9 protein-coding genes are annotated in these 24,740 nt (G+C 43.8%); 8 read left to right on the top strand and 1 reads right to left on the bottom strand.

From position 1 onward, the window contains the following. Positions 1-68: 68 nt before the first annotated feature. Positions 69-917, bottom strand: a complete 849-nt coding sequence (locus tag L4D20_RS04020; RefSeq protein ID WP_428800255.1) for a 4'-phosphopantetheinyl transferase family protein — start codon at positions 915-917, stop codon at positions 69-71. A 777-nt stretch (positions 918-1,694) separates the two neighbouring features. Between L4D20_RS04020 and L4D20_RS04025 the strand changes: the two genes are divergently transcribed. The 8 genes from L4D20_RS04025 (at position 1,695) to L4D20_RS04060 (ending at position 24,731) form a co-directional block, all read left to right on the top strand. Then, positions 1,695-9,554 carry a phosphopantetheine-binding protein gene (locus L4D20_RS04025; protein WP_428800256.1) on the top strand — a complete coding sequence of 2,620 codons (7,860 nt, stop codon included), beginning with the start codon at positions 1,695-1,697 and terminating at the stop codon, positions 9,552-9,554. After that, positions 9,554-11,638, top strand: a complete 2,085-nt coding sequence (locus L4D20_RS04030; protein WP_428800257.1) for a PfaB family protein — start codon at positions 9,554-9,556, stop codon at positions 11,636-11,638. The genes L4D20_RS04025 and L4D20_RS04030 overlap by 1 nt, the downstream gene beginning before the upstream one ends. Continuing rightward, on the top strand, positions 11,635-17,511 hold the full coding sequence (locus tag L4D20_RS04035; protein ID WP_428800258.1) for a hotdog fold thioesterase: 5,877 nt from the start codon (positions 11,635-11,637) through the stop codon (positions 17,509-17,511). The genes L4D20_RS04030 and L4D20_RS04035 overlap by 4 nt, the downstream gene beginning before the upstream one ends. A gap of 46 nt (positions 17,512-17,557) precedes the next feature. Next, complete coding sequence (gene pfaD, locus L4D20_RS04040) at positions 17,558-19,195, top strand: eicosapentaenoate synthase subunit PfaD (protein WP_428800259.1); 1,638 nt, start codon at positions 17,558-17,560, stop codon at positions 19,193-19,195. Positions 19,196-19,560: 365 nt separating this feature from the next. Beyond that, positions 19,561-20,481 (top strand): phosphatidylinositol-specific phospholipase C/glycerophosphodiester phosphodiesterase family protein, encoded by a 921-nt coding sequence (locus L4D20_RS04045; protein WP_428800260.1) that lies wholly within the window; start codon positions 19,561-19,563, stop codon positions 20,479-20,481. A 47-nt stretch (positions 20,482-20,528) separates the two neighbouring features. Next, positions 20,529-21,482, top strand: coding sequence for a PI-PLC domain-containing protein (locus L4D20_RS04050; RefSeq protein ID WP_428800261.1), 954 nt, complete (start codon positions 20,529-20,531; stop codon positions 21,480-21,482). A 31-nt stretch (positions 21,483-21,513) separates the two neighbouring features. Then, entirely contained in the window at positions 21,514-22,536 is a 1,023-nt protein-coding gene (locus L4D20_RS04055; protein ID WP_428800262.1) for an ABC transporter substrate-binding protein, read from the top strand. Then, positions 22,536-24,731 (top strand): ABC transporter permease, encoded by a 2,196-nt coding sequence (locus L4D20_RS04060; RefSeq protein ID WP_428800263.1) that lies wholly within the window; start codon positions 22,536-22,538, stop codon positions 24,729-24,731. Before L4D20_RS04055 ends, L4D20_RS04060 begins: the two co-directional genes overlap by 1 nt. Positions 24,732-24,740: the final 9 nt, after the last annotated feature.

A 24,740-nucleotide genomic window follows, 5' to 3' on the forward strand; every position in this document is an offset into this window, starting at 1 on the left:
GATCTACTCACTAATAACCGAACTCAACTGCCGTTCTACTGATTATCGTATTAAGAGCGGCAATAGTTCTACCGAAACAAATCGTCATTTCCAAATTCATGCATGCTAATGATCATATCGTTACTGACTCCACCTAACGTCACCGCGAATCTATATTGATCATTAAGGCGACCTAAGGCACTTTGCCAATACGTCGAACTATTTGTCCCTTCTTTTTCTTTATCGCTTGTATGGTCTGCGAATACAATGTCGATTCCTGTGTAAAGTTCAAACTTGCCATTACTACAAGTACTACCCACGTCGTTACCAACAAGGTCGTGATCGTGATTCACCTTCATTGACGAAAAATCAAAAGAGAAACTTTTAAGAGAAGTCGATAGACCTTTACCTGTCGCTTTTATATAGGACTCTTTCAACGCCCATAAATCAAAAAAGCGCGCTCTTTGGTGAACCGCCGGCAAGCTATTTAAGTCTTCTACCTCTCTACTTGAAAAGTAATGAGCCGTAATTGCATGAATATCGGTGCTCTCTCTAGTGTGTTCAATATCGATCCCCAGCTGAACTGTATCTGCTGGAGATTGAAACACGCCAATCAACAAGTGATCTTTGCTGTGACTAATATTGAAGTGAAGCCCCGTTGAAGCAAGTTGGTTAATCTCTAAAGTAGGCTTTCCTTTGTCACCATATTCAAAACGCCATTGAGTAGGTTCGATATTGCAGTAGCGAGAAAGTATTGAGCGAAGATAGGCTCGAACGTAGAGCGCACGAATTCTATCAGCGTGCATACGGTAGCGATCAACCTTAGCGATCTCATCTGGTGTGAGGAACGTTTTAAGATGTGAGATTCGCTCAAATGTTTCATCGAGTTCAATAAGGGGACACAGCCACAAATCTACCTGTGGTTGACGATCAAACATAATTTCTCACTTACTAAAAAACACACAAGGTGGGTTAAATTTAAACACTAGATAAAAGCGAAAAATAGCCCCTAAATAATGCGGATTTCTTTTCATATGGAGACGATATTACTTGAGGTGGAAGTTATCATAATTTTTGCACTGACAAAAATAACCCATTGCAGAATAAGGCTCTCTTTAAGAATACTTACAAAAACCTGACGTAGATCTCATTAAGGTTATATGTAGAGTAAAAGCACTAACATTCACTTGCTAGCCAATATTAATCAGTTAGTTAGCTTGTTTTACTTTGCATTCCTATGAAATCTGGAGAATTCAACTGGTCTGAAGAGATAGTACAGAGCGTTTAGAGGATTGTATCAACTTGCCACCTCGGGTAGCCTGCTCAACCATTGGTCAAATTAACTAATTTTCATTGCGAGATTAAGCTTCTTACTTAGCAATAGTTTGGATAGGATTTAATGGGCATTTCAGTAACGAACATTTCATTTTCAAGTAATGTGCTAATGAAGGCTGTACTAAAGGACCAAGTACTTAATAAGCCAACTCAGTCAGACCTTAACCTAACGTTTCAATGCTTAAATCGTCTATGAAGAGCATTACCCCCTACGAGTTATCGAACTCTAAGAAACAAATCTATATTTGGTTGCACAACCTCAGCAACCAGAATTTTCAGCTGTGTTTTTATAAATCTTTTACAGATTTTCTTTCTATGTATCTAAAAACGCCGTATCAAAACATGTCATCACTCTCTGTGATGTCCAGTGGAGACTCATAATGAGCCAACCCGAAACAACCAAACCTGAATCTATCGACGATACTCGTCTTAATAAGCGCCTTAAAGATATGCCGATTGCAATCGTTGGCATGGCGAGCATGTTTGCGAATTCCCGTTATTTGAATAAATTCTGGGATCTTATTAGCGAAAAAATCGATGCTATCACTGAAGTTCCAGACACTCACTGGCGTCCAGAAGATTACTACGATGCAGACAGAACAACGCCAGATAAGTCTTACTGTAAGCGTGGTGGTTTTATTCCTGAAGTAGACTTCAACCCAATGGAGTTTGGTCTTCCGCCAAATATTCTTGAGCTGACTGATACGTCTCAGTTGTTATCGCTTATCGTAGCGAAGGAAGTGTTAGAAGATGCAAAACTTCCAGAAGGCTATGACCGTGATAAAATTGGTATTACGTTAGGTGTTGGTGGCGGTCAAAAAATCGCTCAGAGCCTGAACGCTCGTCTTCAATACCCTGTATTGAAGAAAGTATTCAAGAGCAGCGGCATTAGCGATGAAGATAGCGAGATGCTGATCAAGAAGTTCCAAGATCAGTACATCCACTGGGAAGAAAACTCGTTCCCAGGCTCACTTGGAAACGTTATCTCAGGTCGTATTGCTAACCGCTTTGACCTTGGTGGCATTAACTGTGTGGTTGACGCTGCATGTGCAGGCTCTTTAGCTGCTATGCGTATGGCGTTGAGCGAGCTTGTTGAAGGTCGCAGTGAAATGATGATCACTGGTGGTGTTTGTACAGATAACTCACCAACGATGTACATGAGCTTCTCTAAGACTCCTGCATTTACCACTAACGAAACTATTCAGCCGTTCGACATCGACTCTAAAGGTATGATGATCGGTGAAGGTATTGGTATGGTTGCGCTTAAGCGTCTAGAAGATGCAGAGCGTGATGGCGACAGAATTTACTCTGTGATTAAAGGTGTTGGTTCATCTTCAGACGGTAAGTTTAAGAGTATCTATGCTCCACGTCCTGAAGGCCAAGCTAAAGCCCTTAAACGTGCTTACGATGACGCAGGCTTCGCTCCACATACGTTAGGCTTACTTGAAGCGCACGGTACTGGTACAGCGGCAGGTGATGTTGCAGAATTTGGCGGTCTAAATTCAGTATTTAGTGAAGATAACGAAGAGAAGCAGCATATCGCGCTTGGCTCTGTTAAATCACAAATTGGTCATACTAAATCAACGGCAGGTACTGCTGGTTTGATTAAAGCTGCGCTAGCGTTGCACCACAAAGTATTGCCACCAACGATCAATGTCTCTGCTCCGAACCCTAAATTAGAGATCGAGAACTCTCCATTCTACTTGAATACTCAAACGCGTCCTTGGATGCGTCGTGTTGATGGTACGCCACGTCGTGCGGGTGTGAGCTCATTCGGTTTCGGTGGTACTAACTTCCATGTTGTAATGGAAGAGTACAAACAAGAACATGCTCGTGGTGATAAATACCGTCAGCGTCAAGTTCCTCAATCGTTCCTATTTAGTGCCGAGTCACGTAGCGCGCTAACCGCGAGTTTAAAACAGGTTGTTTCTGAACTTACTGGCAACGAAAAAGACTTAGCTAAGTTTGCTACTCAATACGCTGTACGCGACATTGATGCATCGCATGCTCGTCTAGGTCTTGTTGCTAATGATCAAGCGGATCTTGAAGCTCAGCTTACAAAAGCTATTTCGATGATCGACGGTCAAGAGAAAGTACAATGGCAACTGCCTAACGGAACGACTTTCCGCGAATCAGCATTCACAAGTGCTGATAGTAAAGTTGCCGCATTGTTTGCAGGGCAGGGCTCTCAATACCTAAACATGGGTCGCGAGCTTGCATGTCATTACCCAGAGATGCGTCAACAATTAGCAAAAGCGGATCAGGTATTTGGTCAGCACAAGAAGACAGCTTTGTCTCAAGTACTTTTCCCTATTCCAACATTCACAACCGATGCAACTAAAGCTCAAGAAGCAGTATTGACTAATACTGCAAACGCTCAAAGTGCGATTGGTACGATTTCAATGGGTCAGTTCGAGATCATGTCTCAAGCAGGCTTTAAAGCGGACATGGTTGCAGGTCATAGCTTTGGTGAATTAAGCGCGCTATGTGCGTCTGGTGTGATCTCTCAAGATGATTACTACCAATTAGCATTTGCTCGTGGCGATGCAATGGCAGCTACACCAAAAGAAGGTGACAGCGGCACAATGTACGCTGTTATCTTGGATGCCGATAAGCTATCTGCGGTTGAAAGCTGCATTGCTGCGTTTGAAGGTGTGAGCATTGCAAACTACAACGCGCCAACTCAGCTTGTTATTGCAGGCCCAACAGATGCAGCTAAGAAAGCTGCTGATGCACTAACTGAGCAAGGTTTCAAAGCGATTGCTTTACCAGTATCTGGTGCATTCCACACACCATTAGTTGCTCATGCTCAAAAACCATTTGCATCTGCAATCGACAAAGCAACGTTTAGTGCTCCTGCTTTACCATTGTATTCAAACGCGACTGGCAAACTGCACGGTAAAGATGGCAAGGCAATTAAGAAAGCCTTCAAACAGCACATGCTGCAATCAGTACATTTCAGCGCTCAACTTGAAGCTATGTACGACGCTGGTGCACGCGTGTTTGTTGAATTCGGACCGAAGAACATTCTGACTAAACTGGTAGAGAAAACGCTAGCAGATAAAAGCGAAGAGCTTTGCACGATCAGTATTAACCCAAGCCCTAAAGGTGATAGTGATCATCAATTGCGCTTAGCAGCGGTTCAACTTTGTGTAGCGGGCGTGTCACTAGACAACATTGACCCATACCAAGCCGATATTGCAGCACCAGCAGCTACGTCGCCAATGAACATCAAATTGAATGCGACGAACTACATCAGCCCATCAACTCGTAAGAAGATGGACAAGTCGTTGTCTACTGGCCAAGTGACTGAGAAGACTGAAATTGTTGAAGTTAAAGTTGAAGTCGAAAAGATTGTGGAAAAAGAAGTGATTAAAACTGAAATAGTAGAAGTTCCTGTTGCCGTTGCAGCAGATCAAGTACCAGCAACAGCACCAGCTGCTGCTCACGTGACTCCAGTTCAGGCATCTAATGTACAAGTTAACGTACAAGCTACATCGCCTGTATCTGTGGATGAGTCTTCGTTACAGTCGTTCTTTAACGCACAACAGCAAGCAGCTGAAGTTCATCAGCAATTCTTAGCAATTCCTCAGCAGTACGGCGATACGTTTAATACGCTAATGTCTGAGCAAGCAAAAATGGCGACAGCAGGCGTTTCGGTTCCAGAAAGCCTACAACGTTCAATGGACATGTTCCATCAACACCAAGCTGAAACGCTGAAAGCTCACGCGCATTATTTAGAGATGCAAGCTCAAAGCAACAACTCAGCGTTAAGTGCGCTTGGCTCTCAAAGCGTAGCGCCAATAACGGTTCCTGCTTACACGCCAACGGTTGTAGCACAAGCAGTGGCACCAGCAGTTAAAACTCAGGTAGCTCCACAAGTTGCACCTGTTAAAACACAAGCAGCTCCAGCCGTCGTACAAGCGCCTAAACCTGCAGCTCCAGTTGTTCAACAACAAGCTCCTCAAACTATGGCAGCTAAGACCTCAGCACCGGCAATAGTGGCTCAATCGGCTCCTGTGCAAGTACAATCGGCTGATGCTGAAAAAGTAATGCTAGAAGTGGTTGCTGAGAAGACAGGCTATCCAACTGAGATGTTAGATCTTGATATGGACATGGAAGCTGACCTTGGTATCGACTCTATCAAACGTGTTGAGATTCTTGGAACGGTTCAAGATGAAATGCCAAACCTTCCAGAGCTAAACCCTGAAGATCTAGCTGAGTGTCGTACGCTTGGTGAAATCGTCGTTTACATGAACAGTAAGATGCCAGCAACAGGCAGTGCTCCAGTTCAAGCTGCAGTAGCACCAGTTTCTACCGGCATAGATGCGGCGGTCGTTCAAAAAACAATGCTAGAAGTGGTTGCTGAGAAAACGGGCTACCCAACAGAGATGCTTGATCTAGAAATGGATATGGAAGCAGATCTTGGTATCGACTCAATTAAGCGTGTAGAAATTCTAGGTACCGTTCAAGACGAGCTACCAACATTACCTGAGCTTAACCCTGAAGATTTAGCTGAGTGTCGCACACTGGGTGAAATTGTTAACTACATGAACAGTAAGTTATCTGCTGTTCCGGCTGTTGTAACAGCAGCTCCTGCATCAGCGCCAGTCGCTAGCGGTCTAAGTGCAGAGACAGTTCAAAAGACAATGTTAGAAGTGGTTGCTGAGAAAACTGGTTACCCAACAGAAATGCTTGATCTAGCAATGGATATGGAAGCAGACCTTGGTATCGACTCTATTAAGCGTGTTGAAATTTTAGGTACAGTTCAAGATGAGCTACCAACTCTTCCAGAACTTAACCCAGAAGATCTAGCAGAGTGTCGTACTCTTGGTGAAATCGTCGACTACATGAACAGCAAATTATCTGCTGTATCTGTAGTTGCACCTGCTGCTCAACAAGTTCAAGTAGCAACAACAGGTGGACTTAACGCAGAGACAGTTCAAAAGACAATGCTTGAAGTGGTTGCTGAAAAAACTGGTTACCCAGTAGAGATGCTTGATCTAGCAATGGATATGGAAGCAGACCTAGGTATCGACTCAATTAAGCGTGTTGAGATTCTAGGTACGGTTCAAGACGAACTACCAACTCTTCCAGAGCTTAACCCTGAAGATCTAGCAGAGTGTCGTACACTAGGCGAAATCGTTGACTACATGAACAGTAAGCTAAGCTCACCTGCTCTTGTAGAAGAAGCGGCAATCGCGCAAACGGAAGCTGCTCCAACAGCTAACGGTCTAAACCCTGAGCATGTTCAGTCAACAATGCTAGAAGTGGTTGCAGACAAAACAGGTTACCCGGCAGAAATGCTAGACCTAGCAATGGATATGGAAGCTGACTTAGGTATCGATTCAATCAAGCGTGTTGAGATCCTTGGCACCGTTCAAGATCAACTGCCAACACTTCCAGAGTTAAACCCTGAAGATCTAGCAGAGTGTCGTACACTTGGCGAAATCGTTACATACATGCAAGGCAAACTGTCAACGTCTGCTCCAGTAGCGAACGTTGAAAAGTCTGCAACTCAAACTGTGACTCCGATCTCTGAATCTGCAGAACTTCCTCCACACAACGAGGTAGCGCTAAAAAAGCTACCAGCGGTAGATAAACTGGTCGACTGTTTTTCAAAAGACGCTTGTGTTGTGATCACCGATGATGGTCATAATGCGGGTGTTCTAGCAGAAAAGCTGACTGCTAACGGCGTTCAAGTCGCTGTGGTACGTAGTCCACTATCTGCCGCGTCACCACTAAACAGTGAAATCGCAAGCTACACACTAGAAAGCATTGATGATGCGGGTATAAGTTCTGTTATCAATTCAATTGAAGCAGACCTAAAACCTTCAAACAAAGTGATTGCTGGTTTTGTTCACCTACAAGCGTTAGTTAATTCGAAAGAAGAGCAATCTAAGTTAGGCGTTAACTTAAATGTAGATTCTAAATTGTCATTTTCAATCGCGTTCTTATTCGCTAAGCACCTAAACAGCCAACTTAACACTGTGTCAGGTCGTAGCGTGTTCTTCACTCTAAGCCGTATTGATGGCGGTTTTGGTTACCTAAATGCAGAGCAATTAGTTAATGCAGAGCTAAACCAAGCGGCACTTTCAGGTTTAACTAAAACGTTGAGCCACGAATGGTCAAACGTGTTCTGTCGTGCGCTAGATGCAACGCTAGCTCTTGATGCTCGCCACTTAGCTGAAGCTATTACAGCAGAGCTTTTCGACATTGATACGAATACTGTTGAAATCGGTCTAAGCGAAACTGTTGAAGGTGAATCTGGTCGTGCAACGTTGATTGCAGCAGCTCCAGGTGAAGCTTTAACAAAAAATACAGCAGCAAAACTGGGTAAGAGCGATAAGGTTCTGGTTACTGGTGGAGCAAAAGGCGTAACTTTCGAGTGTGCTTTAACTCTTGCTAAGCAGTGTCAATCTCACTTCATTCTAGCGGGTCGCAGTAAGCATGTTACTGCAAGTGAGCTTCCACAATGGGCTCAAGGTAAGAAAGAAAGCGAGCTAAAGCCTGCAGCAATTGCACATTTACAAGCGACAGGTGATAAACCAACACCTAAGAAAGTCGACACATTAATAAAGCCTGTATTAAGCAGTCTAGAAATTAATGCCGCATTAGCAGCATTTAGTGATGTAGGCGCTAGCGCTGAATACTTAAGTCTCGATGTATCTAACAGCGAGTCAGTAACTAAGACACTGGCTAACTTCAGCGACATCACAGGCTTGATTCACGGTGCGGGTGTATTAGCTGATAAACATATTCAAGACAAAACGTTAGATGAACTGAACATGGTTTACGGAACGAAAGTCGGTGGATTAGAAGCGGTACTTAGCGGTCTTGATAGCAGCAAGCTGAAATTGGTTGCGATGTTCTCATCTGCAGCAGGTTTCTACGGAAATATCGGGCAAAGCGATTACGCAATGTCGAACGAAATTCTGAACAAAGCAGCACTGCAGCTTTCAGCACGTAACCCAGAAGCGAAAGTAATGAGCTTCAACTGGGGACCGTGGGACGGTGGCATGGTTAACGCGGCATTGAAAAAAATGTTCGAAGATCGCGGCGTTTACGTGATTCCTCTACAAGCAGGTGCAGAACTGTTTAGTTCTCAACTACTAAGCGAAACTGGCATTCAACTTCTTGTTGGTACAAGCATGCAAGGCGCTGAAGAGGAAGCTTCTGTAAAAAAGCTTAATGCGGAGTCTGTGCATCTTGCAAAGAGTCCGCTGAAAACAAGCATCACTGTGACACGTATCCTTGATCCAAAGGCTCTGCCTTTCATCAAGGATCACTGCATTGCCGGTAATCCAGTGTTACCGACAGTGTGTGCAATCCAATGGATGCGTGAAACAGCGCAGCAATTGATAGGGGCGAACGTTAGCGTTCGCAACTACAAGTTGCTCAAAGGCGTAATCTTTGACACTGATGAAGCACAAGAATTAACAGTGACGCTGTCACCTATTGCTGGGGTTGCTAATAAACCGAGTGCGGAATCCGAGAATCTGATTAAAGCGTTGATCAGTTGCCAAGGTCGACCACAGTATCAAGCGGAATTGCAGATTGCTGAAGCACAGGTAGCGGGCGATGTACCAGCTTCATTAGTTAAGCATTTTGATGCTAGCTCAGGCTCAAAAGTAGCAACTGCAGAAACGTTGTACAGTGACGGAACGTTATTTCACGGGCCAATACTACAAGGCATTAAGACTGTAGAGCGTTTTGATGACGAAGGCTTGTTAGCGCAATGTGAAATGCCAACTATTGCTGATAGTGATTGCGGATCTTTCATTGCAAAAAATGAGTTTGGTGATAGCCAGCCATTTACTGAAGATTATCTGTTACAAGCGATGCTAGTTTGGGCTCGTCTAAAGTACGGCTCAGCGAGTCTTCCTTCTGCTATTGGTGAGATGATCTGTTATTCACCAATGCAATCAGGTGATAAAGGCTATTTAGAACTTGAAGTGATCAAGAGTACTGCTCGTTCACTGCAAGCGAATATCGCTCTTTATCATCAAGATGGTCGATTAAGTGCTGTTATGAATGGGGCGAAAGTGACCATCAGTAAAACGCTTAATGATGCCTTCTTAGCTAATCAGCCTGTTGCTTTGACTGTGCCGTCTATTAAAAAAGCGGCTGTAGAGAATAAAGAAGCTGAAACTAAATCGGTAGCGAAAAAGACAAAAAAGTCTAAAACAGCTGAGTCCAAGATAGCTAAGTCTAAGACAGAAAAGGAGCTATCCTCATAGTGACAGTTCCTTCTAATAAAGCGATGCCTTTGCGCATCGCTCTTTTAGCTCAGCCTGCAAACGCCGCTGGGCTTTCTGCCGACTTACTGTCCTCACTTCCTACTGTTCAAAAAATAGTGGTCGGTGATGATTTCAATCTATCGATTAATAGCGCTATTGAAGCGGTGTCTCAAGGTCATGTTATTGAGCTAACTACGGCTTCCGGCAATGCTGAGATGACCAGTAGTATCTTGATGCTAAACGCGTTGAGTGCTGCGAAAAACAAAATTCATCCTCATGCGTACTTTGCTGGTTTTTGTGAAAATAGTGCAACAAAAGCTGAGAGTGTCGAGAAGGCGCTTTCACATGCACGACGTCAACATGAAGACCTTAGCTATGATCGTGATTTTGATGTAATTACTTCTACGCAGCAATTCACTGAGCTGTTTGGTGTGCTTACCGCTATATCAGGTCGAGCAATAGCAAATCGTTATTGGTTTACACAGCCGAATAAAGCTCGTGTTGCTTCGCTAACGTTTAATAGCAAAAATAAAGGTTCAACAAGTTTAATTTTAACTCAAGCGACAGGGCTACTTCCTGCTAAACCATTACTTTCTGAAGAGAGAGTAATGTTCGTCGTTAGTGGTTCAAATGAAACGGAACTTAGCTCTGCTCTAGCTCAACTAAAAGTACAACTTAGTGATTTGCCTTTAATTGACTCTAGTGAGCTTAAAGCAATTGAACTGATTGAGTTAATGCATTCTAACCTTAAGCAGTATCAGACATCTGGTTCTAAAAATGGTGCTTGTGCTGATATTGTCATTCAAGCGGTATCGGTAGAGTCTGCGTTAAAAGAGATAGCTGCGTTAGAAAGTTCACTGAGCAAAGTAATGGCTGAAAACAGTCATTACAAAACGCCTGCTGGTAGCTGTTTTTCACCAGCTCCAAACAGCAAAGGTGGGGTCACATTTGTTTACCCAGGTGTAGGCACAGTCTATCCGGGGTTGCTTCGTGAATTTCACCACTATTTCCCACAGCTTTTTGCTCGTTTAGAGCGTGAAGGTGATCTAGAGGAAATGCTGCAAGCGAGTAAAACGTACGCTGATGATCCGCAAGAGCTGTCACTGAGTGAACTTGCTATAGCGGGTGTAGGCAGTAGCTATATTCTGACTCAATTGTTGTGTGAAAATTTTGCAGTGAAGCCGGACTTTGCGTTAGGTTATTCCAAAGGCGAAGCATCAATGTGGGCAAGTTTGGGAGTGTGGAAAAACCCACACGCACTGATTGAGATGACTCAAACCAGCCCAATATTCACCACCGCGATTTCAGGTGAGCTAACTGCGGTACGTGAGAATTGGCAATTAAGTACTGCCGAACAAATTAAGTGGAATAGCTTTGTTGTTCGCAGTGATGCTGCTTCTATTGAAGCTCTTCTACCTGAGTTTCCACGTGCTTATCTAGCCATTGTTCAAGGTGATACTTGTGTTCTAGCGGGTTGTGAAGAAACGTGCCGCGCACTTCTTAAGAAGTTAGGCAAGCGTGGAATTCCAGCTAACCGTGTAACAGCGATGCATACTACTCCAGCTTGGAGTCAGCATGAGCAGATACGTGAGTTCTACACGCAGCCAGTATTTGATGAACTGCCTGAGCATATTCGTTTTATTAGTGCCGACCAAAATCGCCCTGTTGATATCGACAGTCAAAGCATTGCACTTTCAATTGCTAATACGTTTTGTTCGACATTAGATTTTACTTCATTGATTCGTAGTGCCCGTACACAGGGAGCTCGTCTGTTTATTGAAGTAGGGGCTGACCGTCAAACAAGTACGCTAATCGACAAGATTAATCGTACTGATGAGGTGGCTAACGGGTATTGCACTGTGGCGGCGAATGCGAAGGGTGGTGAAGACATCACTACGCTATTGAAATGCATTGGTCAGCTAATTACTCACCAAATTCCTCTGTCTGTCTCACCGCTTCTTGAAGGCTTAGAGCTGCAAATAAATAACGCGAAGTTCCAGCGTGATTTATCTGCAACGAACTCACCTAACAGTAGCCATGCAGCAGAGAATCAAGCAAATAATCACCAAGGAGAGCCGATATGAGTTCTCAGAAAGATAAAGTGAAATGCAATAAAATTGCAATTGTTGGTATTGCCAATCAATACCCGCAATCAGATACGCCAAATGACTTTTGGCAGAATCTACTTGATAAGAAAGATTCACGTACAACGTTAAGCGCTGAAAAGCTTGGCGCAACACCAAATGATTACCAAGGTGTCCAAGGTGAGTCTGACCGTTTTTATTGTGATAAAGGCGGCTATATTGAAAACTTCAGCTTCGATAGTTCAGGTTACCGCGTAACGGAAGAGTCATTCAAAGGTGTCGATCAAAGCTTTTTATGGGCACTGGATACTAGCCGTAAAGCCCTAGTAGATGCTGGAATTGATATAAATGCTGAAGTATTAGAACGCACGGGTGTGATTATGGGCGCGCTATCGTTTCCAACGACACGCTCTAACGATCTGTTCCTACCTATGTACCATTCAGTGGTAGAGAAGGCGCTGAAGACGAAGCTTTCAAACGAAAACTTCCAGTTATTGCCAACCAATGAACAACCTCAGCCACTCAACGCGATCAATGGAGCTGCTGCTCATAACGCGTCGAAGTTGGTTGCTGATGCATTAGGCCTTGGCAATGTACAGTTAAGCTTAGATGCCGCATGTGCAAGTTCGGTTTATTCATTAAAGCTTGCCTGCGATTACCTTAATACGGGTAAGGCTGACATGATGTTGGCTGGTGCAGTATCTGGCGCTGATCCATTCTTTATTAACATGGGCTTCTCGATATTCCATGCTTATCCAGACCACGGTGTATCAGTCCCATTTGATAGCAACAGTAAAGGTCTATTCGCTGGTGAAGGTGCAGGTGTTTTAGTTCTAAAACGCCTCGCTGATGCGGAGCGTGATGGCGACAATATTTACGCCGTAGTTAGTGGTATTGGTTTATCAAACGATGGCCGTGGCCAGTTCGTATTGAGTCCAAATAGTAAAGGCCAAGTACAAGCATTTGAACGTGCTTACGAAGCGTCAGATTTATCACCTGAAAGCATAGAAGTGATTGAGTGTCACGCTACGGGTACACCGCTGGGTGACAAAGTAGAGCTGACTTCAATGGAGCGCTTCTTTACGGACAAGTTGCAGGGATCTAGCGTGCCACTGATTGGCTCCGCTAAATCAAACCTTGGCCACTTGCTTACTGCAGCGGGTATGCCAGGGATCATGAAAATGATCTTTGCTATGAAGGAAGGCGTTTTACCGCCAAGTATTAACCTTGATACCCCTCTATCTTCTCCAGATGGTCTATTCGGTACGCAAACTTTACCGAAACAAGTTCAGTCTTGGCCAGATAAAGCAGGCAACTCAGAACGTTGTGCTGGCGTATCCGTGTTTGGTTTTGGTGGTTGTAACGCCCACTTATTACTTGAAGCTTACTCAGAAAACAGTAGCAACAATGTGTCGGTTCAGCAGCCTAGTACTAACGCCGCAACTTCTGCATTGAAGATAACAGGCCTAGCATCTCACTTTGGTTCCCTAAAAAGTGTGTGTGAGCTTGATAGTGCGATTAAATCAAACTCGAACGCGTTCATTGAACTGCCGAAGAAACGCTGGAAAGGTTTAGACCAACATCCAGAGCTGTTAAGCAAGCTTGGTTTACACGGCGTCCCTAGTGGTGCGTACATTGACCAATTTGATCTTGATTTTTTACGCTTTAAAGTTCCACCAAATGAAGACGATCGTTTGATCTCGCAGCAACTACTTCTAATGAAAGTAGCAGATGAAGCGATTCGCGATGCCAAGTTAGAAGCAGGACAAAAAGTTGCAGTGTTAGTAGCGATGGAAACTGAACTGGAAATGCATCAGTTCCGTGGACGTGTAAACTTGCACAGTCAGCTAGCTGATAGCCTTTCTAACATGGGTATTGATTTAACGGATGCTGAATACAAAGCGCTTGAAACCATAGCGATGGATAGTGTGATGGATGCAGCGAAGCTGAATCAGTACACCAGTTTCATTGGCAATATCATGGCGTCTCGAATTTCATCATTGTGGGACTTCAATGGACCAGCCTTTACTATTTCCGCTGCGGAGCAATCTGTTGCGCGTTGTATCGATGTTGCTGAAAACCTAATGTCACAAGAGTCAATTGATGCAGTCGTTATTGCCGCAGTAGACTTAAGCGGTAGTGCTGAACATGTATTACTACGAAACAGCATTACGCCTGTAGCTTTAACTGCCAACGACCCTAGTTCAAAGAATTCGGGTTGGAAAGTCGGTGAGGGTGCCGGTGCTCTTGTTCTGGTTGACCAAGCACACGCGGAATCAACCCAATGCCAAGTTTACGGTGAGATAAGTGCTTTGGCCTTTGGCTCTAGTCAACGTGAACACGTGGTGACTGACGAGCTTCTAACACGCGTAGGTGTGAGTTCAAATGAGGTTTCTCTTCTTGAACTCAATGAAGCAGCTGAAAATCAAACGACTAGCCAATTAACGAGTACGTTAAGCGCTGCAACACCAATTCATGCGAGTGAACGTGTTGGCCATTGTTCATCTGCATCTGGCATGGCGAGCCTTATTCATGGCTTATTGAGCTTAAATGTTCAATCGCCTGTGAATGTTAGCGCACCGAAAAGAGCAGTTGTGGCAAACATCAGTGAAGGGCAGTGTTCTCAATTATTGTTAACTCAGTCAAACGTTGAATCTCAATCTTTGAATGGCCGTTTGAGTAATGAGTTGCCAAGTGACAGTAAGCGTCAATTAGTTAAGTCAGTAGCGCTGGGTGGACGCGATATTTATCAGCACATAACGGAAACACCGTTAGCTGATTTGAATCAGATTCAACAAAAGTCAGCGGGTAAATCAGCGAAGAGACAAGCAACGGTCGCGACATTAGCGCAATCGAATATTGTGACTCTACAACACGCTGAAGCTCCACTGATGGAGACGGCACAAATAGAGACGCCACAGCTTACAACGGCACAGCCTTTACATTCTTCTGCAACTTTGGCGACGACTTCGCCGAATTCGATTACAGGTAATCACAGCAATATGACTACAGTCCTATCCGCTAAAGAGAACGCACCACAGATTTCAGCGTTCAATCAAAATCAACAATTGACTCAAGAAGTGCACAAAGCGTTCCTTCAAACACGTGCTCAAGGTCTGCAAATAGCAGATGCACTGTTGAAAGCCCAACTAAATGCCGTGACTTCAGGTCTTGATTCAGCAGAGCTGAGCAGTGTTACTATTCAACCAGTTCATTCAGTGGCCGTAGCTGAAGCAGTTGTAGAGCCAGTTAATGTATTTGCAGCGCCAGAGAAACCAGTTCTTAAGCCATGTATTTGGAATTATGACGACTTGGTTGAATACGCTGAAGGTGACATTGCGAATGTATTTGGCCCTGATTACGCTGTTATTGACAGTTACTCTCGTCGTGTAAGACTACCAACCACTGATTACTTGTTGGTTTCTCGTGTCACTAAGCTTAATGCGACAGTAAATGAATACAAGCCGAGCACAATGACAACGGAATACGATATTCCAGTTAATGCGCCTTACCTTGTTGATGGCCAAATCCCTTGGGCTGTAGCAGTAGAGTCAGGTCAATGTGACTTAATGCTGATCAGCTACTTAGGTATTGATTTTGAAAACAAAGGCGAGCGTGTTTATCGTTTACTTGATTGTACATTAACGTTCTTAGGCGACCTTCCACGTGGTGGTGATACGTTACGTTACGACATTTCAATCAATAGCTTTGCTCGTAATGGCGACACACTGCTGTTCTTCTTCTCTTACGAATGTTTCGTTGGCGATAAGATGATCCTTAAAATGGATAACGGCTGTGCAGGCTTCTTCACTGATGAAGAATTGGCTGACGGTAAAGGCGTGATTCACACCGAAGATGAAATCAAAGCACGTAAGTTGGCGACTAAACAGCGTTTTGACCCAATCTTACATTGCCCTAAAACTGAGTTTGATAACCAATCACTACGCCATCTGCTTACTGCAAATATTGCGGAATGTTTTGGCCCGACTCACCAATCAGATCGCCATCAGCCTTCACTGTGCTTTAGCTCTGAGAAGTTTATGATGATTGAAAAAGTCAGCCGTGTTGAACCACAAGGTGGTACATGGGGACTTGGCTTAATTGAAGGTCATAAGCAATTAGAGCCTGAACATTGGTATTTCCCATGTCACTTTAAAGATGACTCGGTAATGGCTGGTTCGTTAATGGCAGAAGGTTGTGGGCAGTTACTACAGTTCTTCATGATGCACCTAGGTATGCATACACTAGTGCAGAACGGTCGATTCCAACCACTAGAGAATGCACCACAGCAAGTACGCTGTCGTGGCCAAGTTCTTCCTCAATCTGCTGAGCTAACTTACCGCATGGAAGTGACGGAAATTGGTTTGAGCCCACGTCCATACGCGAAAGCAAACATTGATATTTTACTAAACGGTAAAGTCATTGTTGATTTCCAAAACTTGGGTGTGATGATTCGTGAAGACGAAGAGTGTACTCGTTACATTGGTTCTGGTGATTACGTAGTGACGGATGAGACAACGGTTCCTTTCGCAGAAATTACTTCAACTGTTTCTAGTTCAGTAAAAGCGGATGTTGCAGATAAATCGGCAAGCCAACAAGCATCAGTGAATGCACCTTTAATGGCTCAAATTGAAGATTTAGGCACAGCAACCAATAAAGGCGTTGTTCCGCTTCAACACGTGGAAGCTCCAGTAACACCTGATTACCCGAACCGTACTCCGGATACTGTTCCGTTCACGCCTTACCATATGTTTGAATTCGCGACGGGCGATATCGAAAAATGTTTCGGCCCTGATTTCTCAATCTACCGAGGCATGATCCCACCACGTACTCCATGTGGTGATCTGCAGTTAACGACTCGAGTTGTAGATATTCAAGGTAAACGTGGTGAGTTTAAAAAGCCATCATCGTGTATCGCAGAATATGAAGTACCAGCGAATGCATGGTATTTCGACGAGAATAGCCATGAAACTCTAATGCCTTATTCGGTATTAATGGAGATCTCACTTCAGCCAAACGGTTTCATCTCTGGCTACATGGGTACAACTCTTGGTTTCCCTGGTGAAGAGCTATTCTTCCGTAACCTCGATGGTAGCGGAAAGATGCTACGTAACGTCGATTTACGCGGCAAAACAATTACCAATGACTCACGTCTACTTTCAACGGTAATGATGGGTACTAACATCGTTCAAAGCTTTAGCTTCGAGCTAAGCACTGATGGTGTTCCTTTCTACGAAGGTACGGCTGTATTTGGTTACTTCAAAGGCGCAGCACTGAAAGATCAACTAGGTCTTGATAACGGTAAAGTGACTCAACCTTGGCATGCTGATAACAACCGTACACCGGATGTTTCAATTGATCTACTTGATAAAACGAGTCGTTATTTCAACGCTCCAGTTTCAGAAACGGGCGTAGAACAAACGCACTACAAACTTGCTGGTGGTCGTTTAAACTTTATCGATAACGTTCAAATTACTAGCGATGGTGGTAAGTCTGGTCTTGGTTACCTATACGCTGAGCGTACTATCGACCCTAGCGATTGGTTCTTCCAGTTCCACTTCCATCAAGATCCTGTAATGCCAGGTTCATTAGGTGTTGAAGCGATTATTGAGCTAATGCAAACGTACGCGCTGAACAAAGATTTAGGTGCAGGTTTCCGTAATCCTAAGTTTGGTCAAATTCAATCTGAAGTGAAGTGGAAATACCGTGGTCAGATTAACCCGTTGAACAAACAAATGTCTCTTGATGTACACATCACAGCAATCAAAGATGAAGACGGCAAAAAGATCATTGTTGGTGATGCGAACCTGAGCAAAGACGGACTTCGTATCTACGAACTAAAAGACATAGCAATCTGTATTGAAGAAGCGTAAGCCAAGCTCATGTTGGTAAGAAAAAGAATTAGGAAGAAAAACTAAAATGACGACACAAACAACAATGAACAACGAAAAGCTTTCTCCATGGCCTTGGCAAATTGAAGAGCGCACAACGCATTTTGATACAGCAGCAATGGCGACTGCACTTAAAGACATGAGTCTTGGTTGCTACGTTATTAATCACCCAGAGAAAGGCTTAGGCGTCAGCCAGAAAGCTGAAATCACATCAAGTGACTCTGCAAGCTCTGCAAATACGCACCCAGTGAGTGCATTTGCACCAGCTCTTGGCACTCAAAGCTTAGGCGATGAAGACTTCCGTCGCTTCCATGGCGTTAAGTATGCGTACTATGCGGGTGCAATGGCGAATGGTATCTCTTCTGAAGAGCTTGTTATTGCTCTTGGTCAAGCGGGCATACTATGTTCATTTGGCGCGGCAGGACTTATTCCTTCGCGTGTAGAACAGGCGATTAACCGTATTCAAGCGGCACTGCCAAACGGCCCTTACATGTTCAACTTGATCCACAGTCCAAGTGAACCAGCACTAGAGCGTGGTAGCGTAGAGCTATTCTTAAAGCATGGTGTCCACACGGTTGAAGCTTCAGCTTTCTTGGGTCTAACACCTCAGATCGTTCAATACCGCGCTGCAGGTCTTAGCCGCGACGCAAAAGGCGAGATTCGAATCGCTAATAAAGTGATCGCGAAAGTAAGCCGTACTGAAGTGGCAAGTAAGTTCATGCAACCAGCACCAATTAAAATGTTACAAGGTCTGGTTGACGAAGGCCGTATTACCGTAGAGCAGATGGAGCTGGCGCAGCTTGTTCCTATGGCGGACGACATTACCGCTGAAGCAGACTCTGGTGGTCATACGGATAACCGCCCGTTGGTTACTCTTCTTCCGACGATTCTAGCGCTTAAAGATAAGATTCAAGCAGAATACAACTTTAAGACACCACTTCGCGTAGGTTGTGGTGGTGGAGTTGGTACTCCTGATGCGGCATTAGCTACATTCAACATGGGCGCTGCGTATATTGTGACTGGTTCAATCAACCAAGCGTGTGTAGAAGCAGGGGCGAGCGACCATACACGTAAACTACTTGCGACAACCGAGATGGCAGACGTAACCATGGCACCCGCTGCGGATATGTTTGAAATGGGTGTTAAGCTTCAAGTTGTTAAACGTGGAACCTTGTTCCCAATGCGTGCAAATAAGCTTTACGAAATTTACACGCGTTATGATTCTATCGAAGCGATCCCAGCTGATGAGCGTCAAAAACTAGAGAAGCAAGTGTTCCGCTCAACGCTAGACGATATCTGGGCGGGTACGGTTGCTCACTTCAATGAACGTGATCCGAAACAGATTGAACGTGCTGAAGGTAACCCTAAGCGTAAAATGGCACTGATCTTCCGTTGGTATCTTGGCTTATCAAGCCGTTGGTCCAATACCGGTGAACAGGGGCGTGAGATGGATTACCAAGTGTGGGCTGGCCCTGCTCTTGGCGCATTTAACGAATGGGCGAAAGACAGCTACTTGGATGATTACACACAACGTAATGCGGTTGACCTTGCGAAGCACTTGATGCACGGTGCTGCTTATCTTGCTCGTGTGAACCTATTGACGGCACAAGGCGTTAAATTGGCTCCTGAGTTAGCGCGTTGGACACCAAGTCAAAGAATGGCTTAACTCTTATTGATAGCTCCTAGCTCAATATAAAACCCAAAAGCGACCATTATTCATGGTCGCTTTTTGTTTTCTTTCTTTTATAATTCTAATATTAATAACCTGCACACTATAAATTGTTGAAGTTAATTATATGTTTTTGTAATTAATGGGTGTTAATGAATAAATCAACATTAATAATTTAGTAAGTTTTAATAATATATTCATATCAAGTGAGCTGGTTTATACCTTCCGTCAATAGTTACTTATATTTGTAAACGTTCGTTTATTTTTCTTTAATAAAACTGAAATTTGGTCATGCCAATATAACCCACATTGAATTGCACAGCTGTGCAATGTAGTGGTCTATATTAAGGTAAGGGCATATTTTGAGTAAACTAATTAAGAGTGTGGCAATACTGTCTGCCATATTAAGCGCAGGTGTATACAGTTCTGATTCACCTTCATACCAAGTTAACGATGACGAGAAACAACTCACGATTCGTACCCATTCTCACAACGATTACCATTTAGAAGACCCTTTTTACGGAGCCCTTAAGCTAGGTTTCGGCAGTTTTGAGGCGGATGTTTTTTGGGATGAAACGTTTAGCGAAGTATTAATCGCACATGATAAATGGGAAACCGCGCTTGAGTGGTCATTTGATGAAATGTACATCCAACCCATCGTTGAACACGTTCGTTCAAACGGTCACTTTTACGAAAACTGGGATTATTCAGTTGTCTTACTTGTTGATATTAAGACAGAAGCCCTTTCTACATGGTTAGCTGTTGAAGATGTGTTGGCTCAGTATCCTGATGTATTTACCTACTACAACGGAAAAAATCAAACTGTAGAGCAGCGTCCGGTCACCGCGATTATTTCAGGTAACCGTCCAATAGATGAAATGCGTAATGCTGTTGAGCGTTATTCATTTGTCGATGGTCGCATTGAGGACATTGGTGTAGAAACTGACGCAACGCTTATGCCTCTTATCAGCAATAACTTTAGCTATTTTAACCAAAATAATTTCGGTTATTTCTTTGGTAAAGGTGAGTGGCCAGAAGAAGCAAAAGCAGAGCTAAAACGCGTAACGGACATTGCACACGCTAATCAACAAAAAATCCGATTTTGGGCAACTCCTGAAGGAATTGACCATATGAATAATCATATTTGGAGTGAATTGGTTGAAGCAAATGTTGATTTCATTAATACCGATCATCAACAAGCGTTGCATGATTGGCTATTAGAAAATGATCCTAATCACGCGACACCGGGCGTTGATTGGCGTGATCACCCTAATTGGAATTAATCAGAATTTAATTTCCTCCAACTCTATTATTTCCTTTGAGGTAACTTGTGAAAAATTTAATTAAAGTCGCGTCTTTGACGACGTTAGCATTAACGTTGGCTGCATGTAAAAGCAGCAATGATGATCGATCTGATATCGACCTTGAGCCAAAAGTGGTGCCAATGTCACGCGCTATTGTGGGTACAAACTATTTATTAGATAACCCGTACGAACAAAATATTGAAAACCAGTTTGGCGCTTCTCAAATAGAAGTATTTTTCCGTAATGGAAGAGAGGTCTACGACGAACCATTGGTCGGTCGTTCGGAATGGATGACTGAATACGAATGGTCATTCGAAGATACATTTGTTAAACCCATCGTAGACCAAGTCAGAGCTAACGGCGGCCAATTCTATAAAGGCTGGGATGAAAGCTACATCCTATTAATGGACGTCAAATCCAGTAATGAAGAAAAAGTTATTACGTGGTTAGAAATTGAAAAAGTACTAGCGAAATACAGTGATGTTTTTACACACTATGACGGTCAAATGGTGACGGAAAAAGCCGTGACTGTAATACTTTCAGGTAGTGATCATATTATTGATGAGATGCGTGCTGCTCCTTATCGGTATACGTTTTTGGATGGTCGAATGAATCACCTTGGTGAAGAGTTAGACTCAAGGTTAATGCCTTTAATCAGTAGTAACTTCAACTACTTTGACCGCGACGAATACGGAAATTTCTATGGCGCAGGTGACTGGCCTCAAGAAGCGTTGCATCGGTTACAAGAAATTACTGACATCGCCGCTCAGAATAATCAAAAAATCCGTTTTTGGTCTTCACCTGAAGGCAATGATGAAATCAATGCGAAGATTTGGACTGAACTTCATAACGCAAATGTCGATTTGATTGTGACTCGTTATTCCGAAGAGCTACGTACGTGGTTACTCGAAAATGATGATGAACCTTCTCAACCTAACGTTGTTTGGACAGACCATTCTCAATGGACTAAAGCAGACTAATTACCCCAGTTTAAAACTAAGAGACCCTATTATGAAAAACACATTTTTTGCCCTTAGTGCTATTGCAGCCGTGACGGCTACCGTAGCTCCAATGCAAGCTTTTGCATCAAATGAAGAAGTCGTAGTGTACTGTTCAGTTGATGATAACTGGTGTCGCATTATGGCAGATTCATTCCAACGAGAAACAGGTATCAACGTATTGATGACGCGTCGTTCATCTGGTGAAACTTACGCTCAAATTCGCGCTGAAAGTGGACAACCACGTGGTGATATTTGGTGGGGTGGTACAGGTGACCCACATTTGCAAGCAGCTGAAGAGGGCGTAACACTTTCTTATAAGTCTCCAAAGCTTAACCAACTACAAGACTGGGCTGTTAGTCAGGCAGAAGCATCAGACTATAAAACGGTTGGCGTTTATGCTGGCGGACTTGGGTTTGGGTACAACACGGATCTAATACGTAATGATCAACCACAATGTTGGGCTGACTTGCTAAATTCAGATCTGAAAGACGATATTCAAGTAGCTAACCCAAACTCTTCGGGTACGGCTTATACGCTACTCGCGACATTAGTTCAGCTGTTCGGCGAAGATGAGGCGTTTGATTACTTAACTCAGCTAAACGGCAACATTAATCAATACACTCAATCTGGTGGTGCACCGATTCGTGCAGCAGGGACGGGTGAAACAGCCGTTGGTATCGTATTTATGCATGATGCAGTCGCTCAGTCAGCGCAGGGCGCTCCTATCGTAACGGTTTCTCCTTGTGAAGGCACTGGTTATGAAATTGGCTCAATGAGCTTAATCAAAGATGGACCAAACCCAGAAGCTGCAAAAAAATGGTACGACTGGGCGTTAACAGCGGATGCGCAAAGCCTTGCTATTGAAGCGAATTCTTACCAAGTACCATCAAATAAACAAGCGAAAACGTCGCCGCAGGCACCTAAATTGTCGGATATAAAGTTGATTGATTATGATTTCAAACTTTACGGTTCGTCAGATGAACGAGCACGTTTACTTAAGCGTTGGGATGATGAGATTGGGTCACTACTTTAATGCTTAATATCAATAATAATCAAAGAGCTGGCGCAAGCTGGCTCTTTATCATGCTCATCGCAACAGTGTTGATGCCATGGTATAAAATGCCATCAATCGAGCACAGCTCTTGGGTTGATAGTGCGTTTGTTAATGCGATGAATGGATCGGCATGGTTATGGTTGTGTGTCTTAACACCATTGATCCTTTCGTTGATCTCTTTGCTTAACCGTCAATTTAATCGCATTGACACCCTTGTTGTGAGTATGGTTGGTCTTGCGTTTGCCATATTTCAAGCATTCGCGATTCCTTTAAATGGTACAGAGTTTGGCCTCGTTCAAAGTGTCTTCCCTTCGTCGGTTAATGGACAAACTGGTTTGGGGTGGGGTGGTTACACATTTTTCGTTGGCTGCCTAGGGTTTCTGTCTCATGTATTAGCCTCATTTGGTCTGTGTAAAGGCGATCGATTTGCTAGCGCGGCAATAGTCTTTATCTCTGCGCTACTAATTACGTTTGTCTTTTTCCCTATCAGTAAATTGATATTAACGGCGTTCATTCAACCTGATGGTTCTTGGGGCGTCGCTCATGCTTTGCCACGAGTTACCTCAAACGAATTATGGCAACTAAGTTGTTTCACTGGCAGTGGACGTTGTGGCGTTGTTATTAACTCTCTAATCCTTGCGACGCTAGCGGCATCGCTATCCACGATTATTGGTTTAGCGTTGGCACTACTGTTTGTACGCTCTGATTTCAAATATAAAAAGCTACTTCGAGGGTTATCCATTCTTCCAATCATCACGCCGCCTTTCGTTGTTGGTGTTGCATTGATTGTGCTATTTGGTCGAAGCGGCTTAATCACCGGGTTCACTGCTGATCTATTTGATGTCCGTCCTACGCGTTGGTTATATGGTTTACCCGGCATATTAATAGCGCAAGTCTTAGCGTTCACGCCTGTTACATTCCTTGTGATTCAAGGGGCTTTGGAGTCAATAAACCCGACGCTTGAGGAAGCTTCTCAAACGATGGGCGCAAAACCGCTTCATAGTTTCTATCGCGTGACACTTCCGCTTTTGAAACCTGGTATTGCGGCCGCGTTTCTTTTGGCATTCATAGAGAGCTTATCTGACTTTGGTAACCCGATTGTTCTGGGTGGTAACTTTGAGGTTCTATCAACGAAGATCTTCTTTGCCGTCGTCGGTGCGCGTTACGATTTAACCAACGCAGCGGTTCTTTCTATCATTTTACTTGGACTAACATTAGCGGCCTTTTGGCTACAAAAACGTTGGTTGGGCGAAAAGAGCTATGTGACGGTAACGGGAAAATCAGATGCTGGTGTGGTCGCGCCACTGCCGAAGACACTACAAAATGGGGCTGCAGGGTTCGTCGTTCCGTTTATTCTTCTTACGCTTGCAATCTACAGTATTGTTTTGATTGGTGGTGTGGTGAAAGACATTGGTCGGTGGGATCTCACTCCCTCGATAGAGCACCTATCTACCGCTTTCTCTTTCGAAATCAGTACCAGTGGTATTGATCTCTATGGATCAGCTTGGAACTCTTTAAAGACAACACTTTGGGTTGCAGGAATTGCAGCACCAATTACAGCGGTGCTTGGCATTTTGACGGCTTGGTTAATCACTAGGCAGCAATTTTACGGACGACGTCAATTTGAATTCATGACGATGCTGAGCTTTGCGGTTCCGGGTACTGTTGTTGGTGTGTCTTATGTCGCTGCGTTTAATGTACCTCCTGTCGATATGACGGGGACATTGATCATTTTGATTATCTGTTTTGCATTCAGAAATATGCCTGTAGGTATGCGTGCGGGCGTCGCAGCGCTGTCTCAGATTGATAAGTCTATGGAAGAGGCAAGCCAAACTATGGGGGCAGGTAGCTTCGCGACTTTACGTAAAGTGGTATTGCCAATGATCAAACCTGCGATATTCACAGCAACCATTTATGCCTTTGTTACCGCGATGACCGCCGTATCTGCGGTGATATTCTTAGTTAGCGCGCGTCACAATATGGCGACGGCATACATTATGGGTAGAGTCGAAAATGGTGAATACGCACTGGCAATCACCTATTCAGCGGTATTGATGGTCATTATGATTTTAGTCATTGGTTTAATCGCAATTTGTGTGGGTAAAAAACGACAATTTCGCCAACGTGACACTGAACAAAATAACAATCAGCTTATTGAAGCAACGCAGAAGTAAATAAGCATT

Source organism: Vibrio kyushuensis, from assembly GCF_050337325.1.
In the GTDB taxonomy this organism is placed as follows: domain Bacteria; phylum Pseudomonadota; class Gammaproteobacteria; order Enterobacterales; family Vibrionaceae; genus Vibrio; species Vibrio kyushuensis.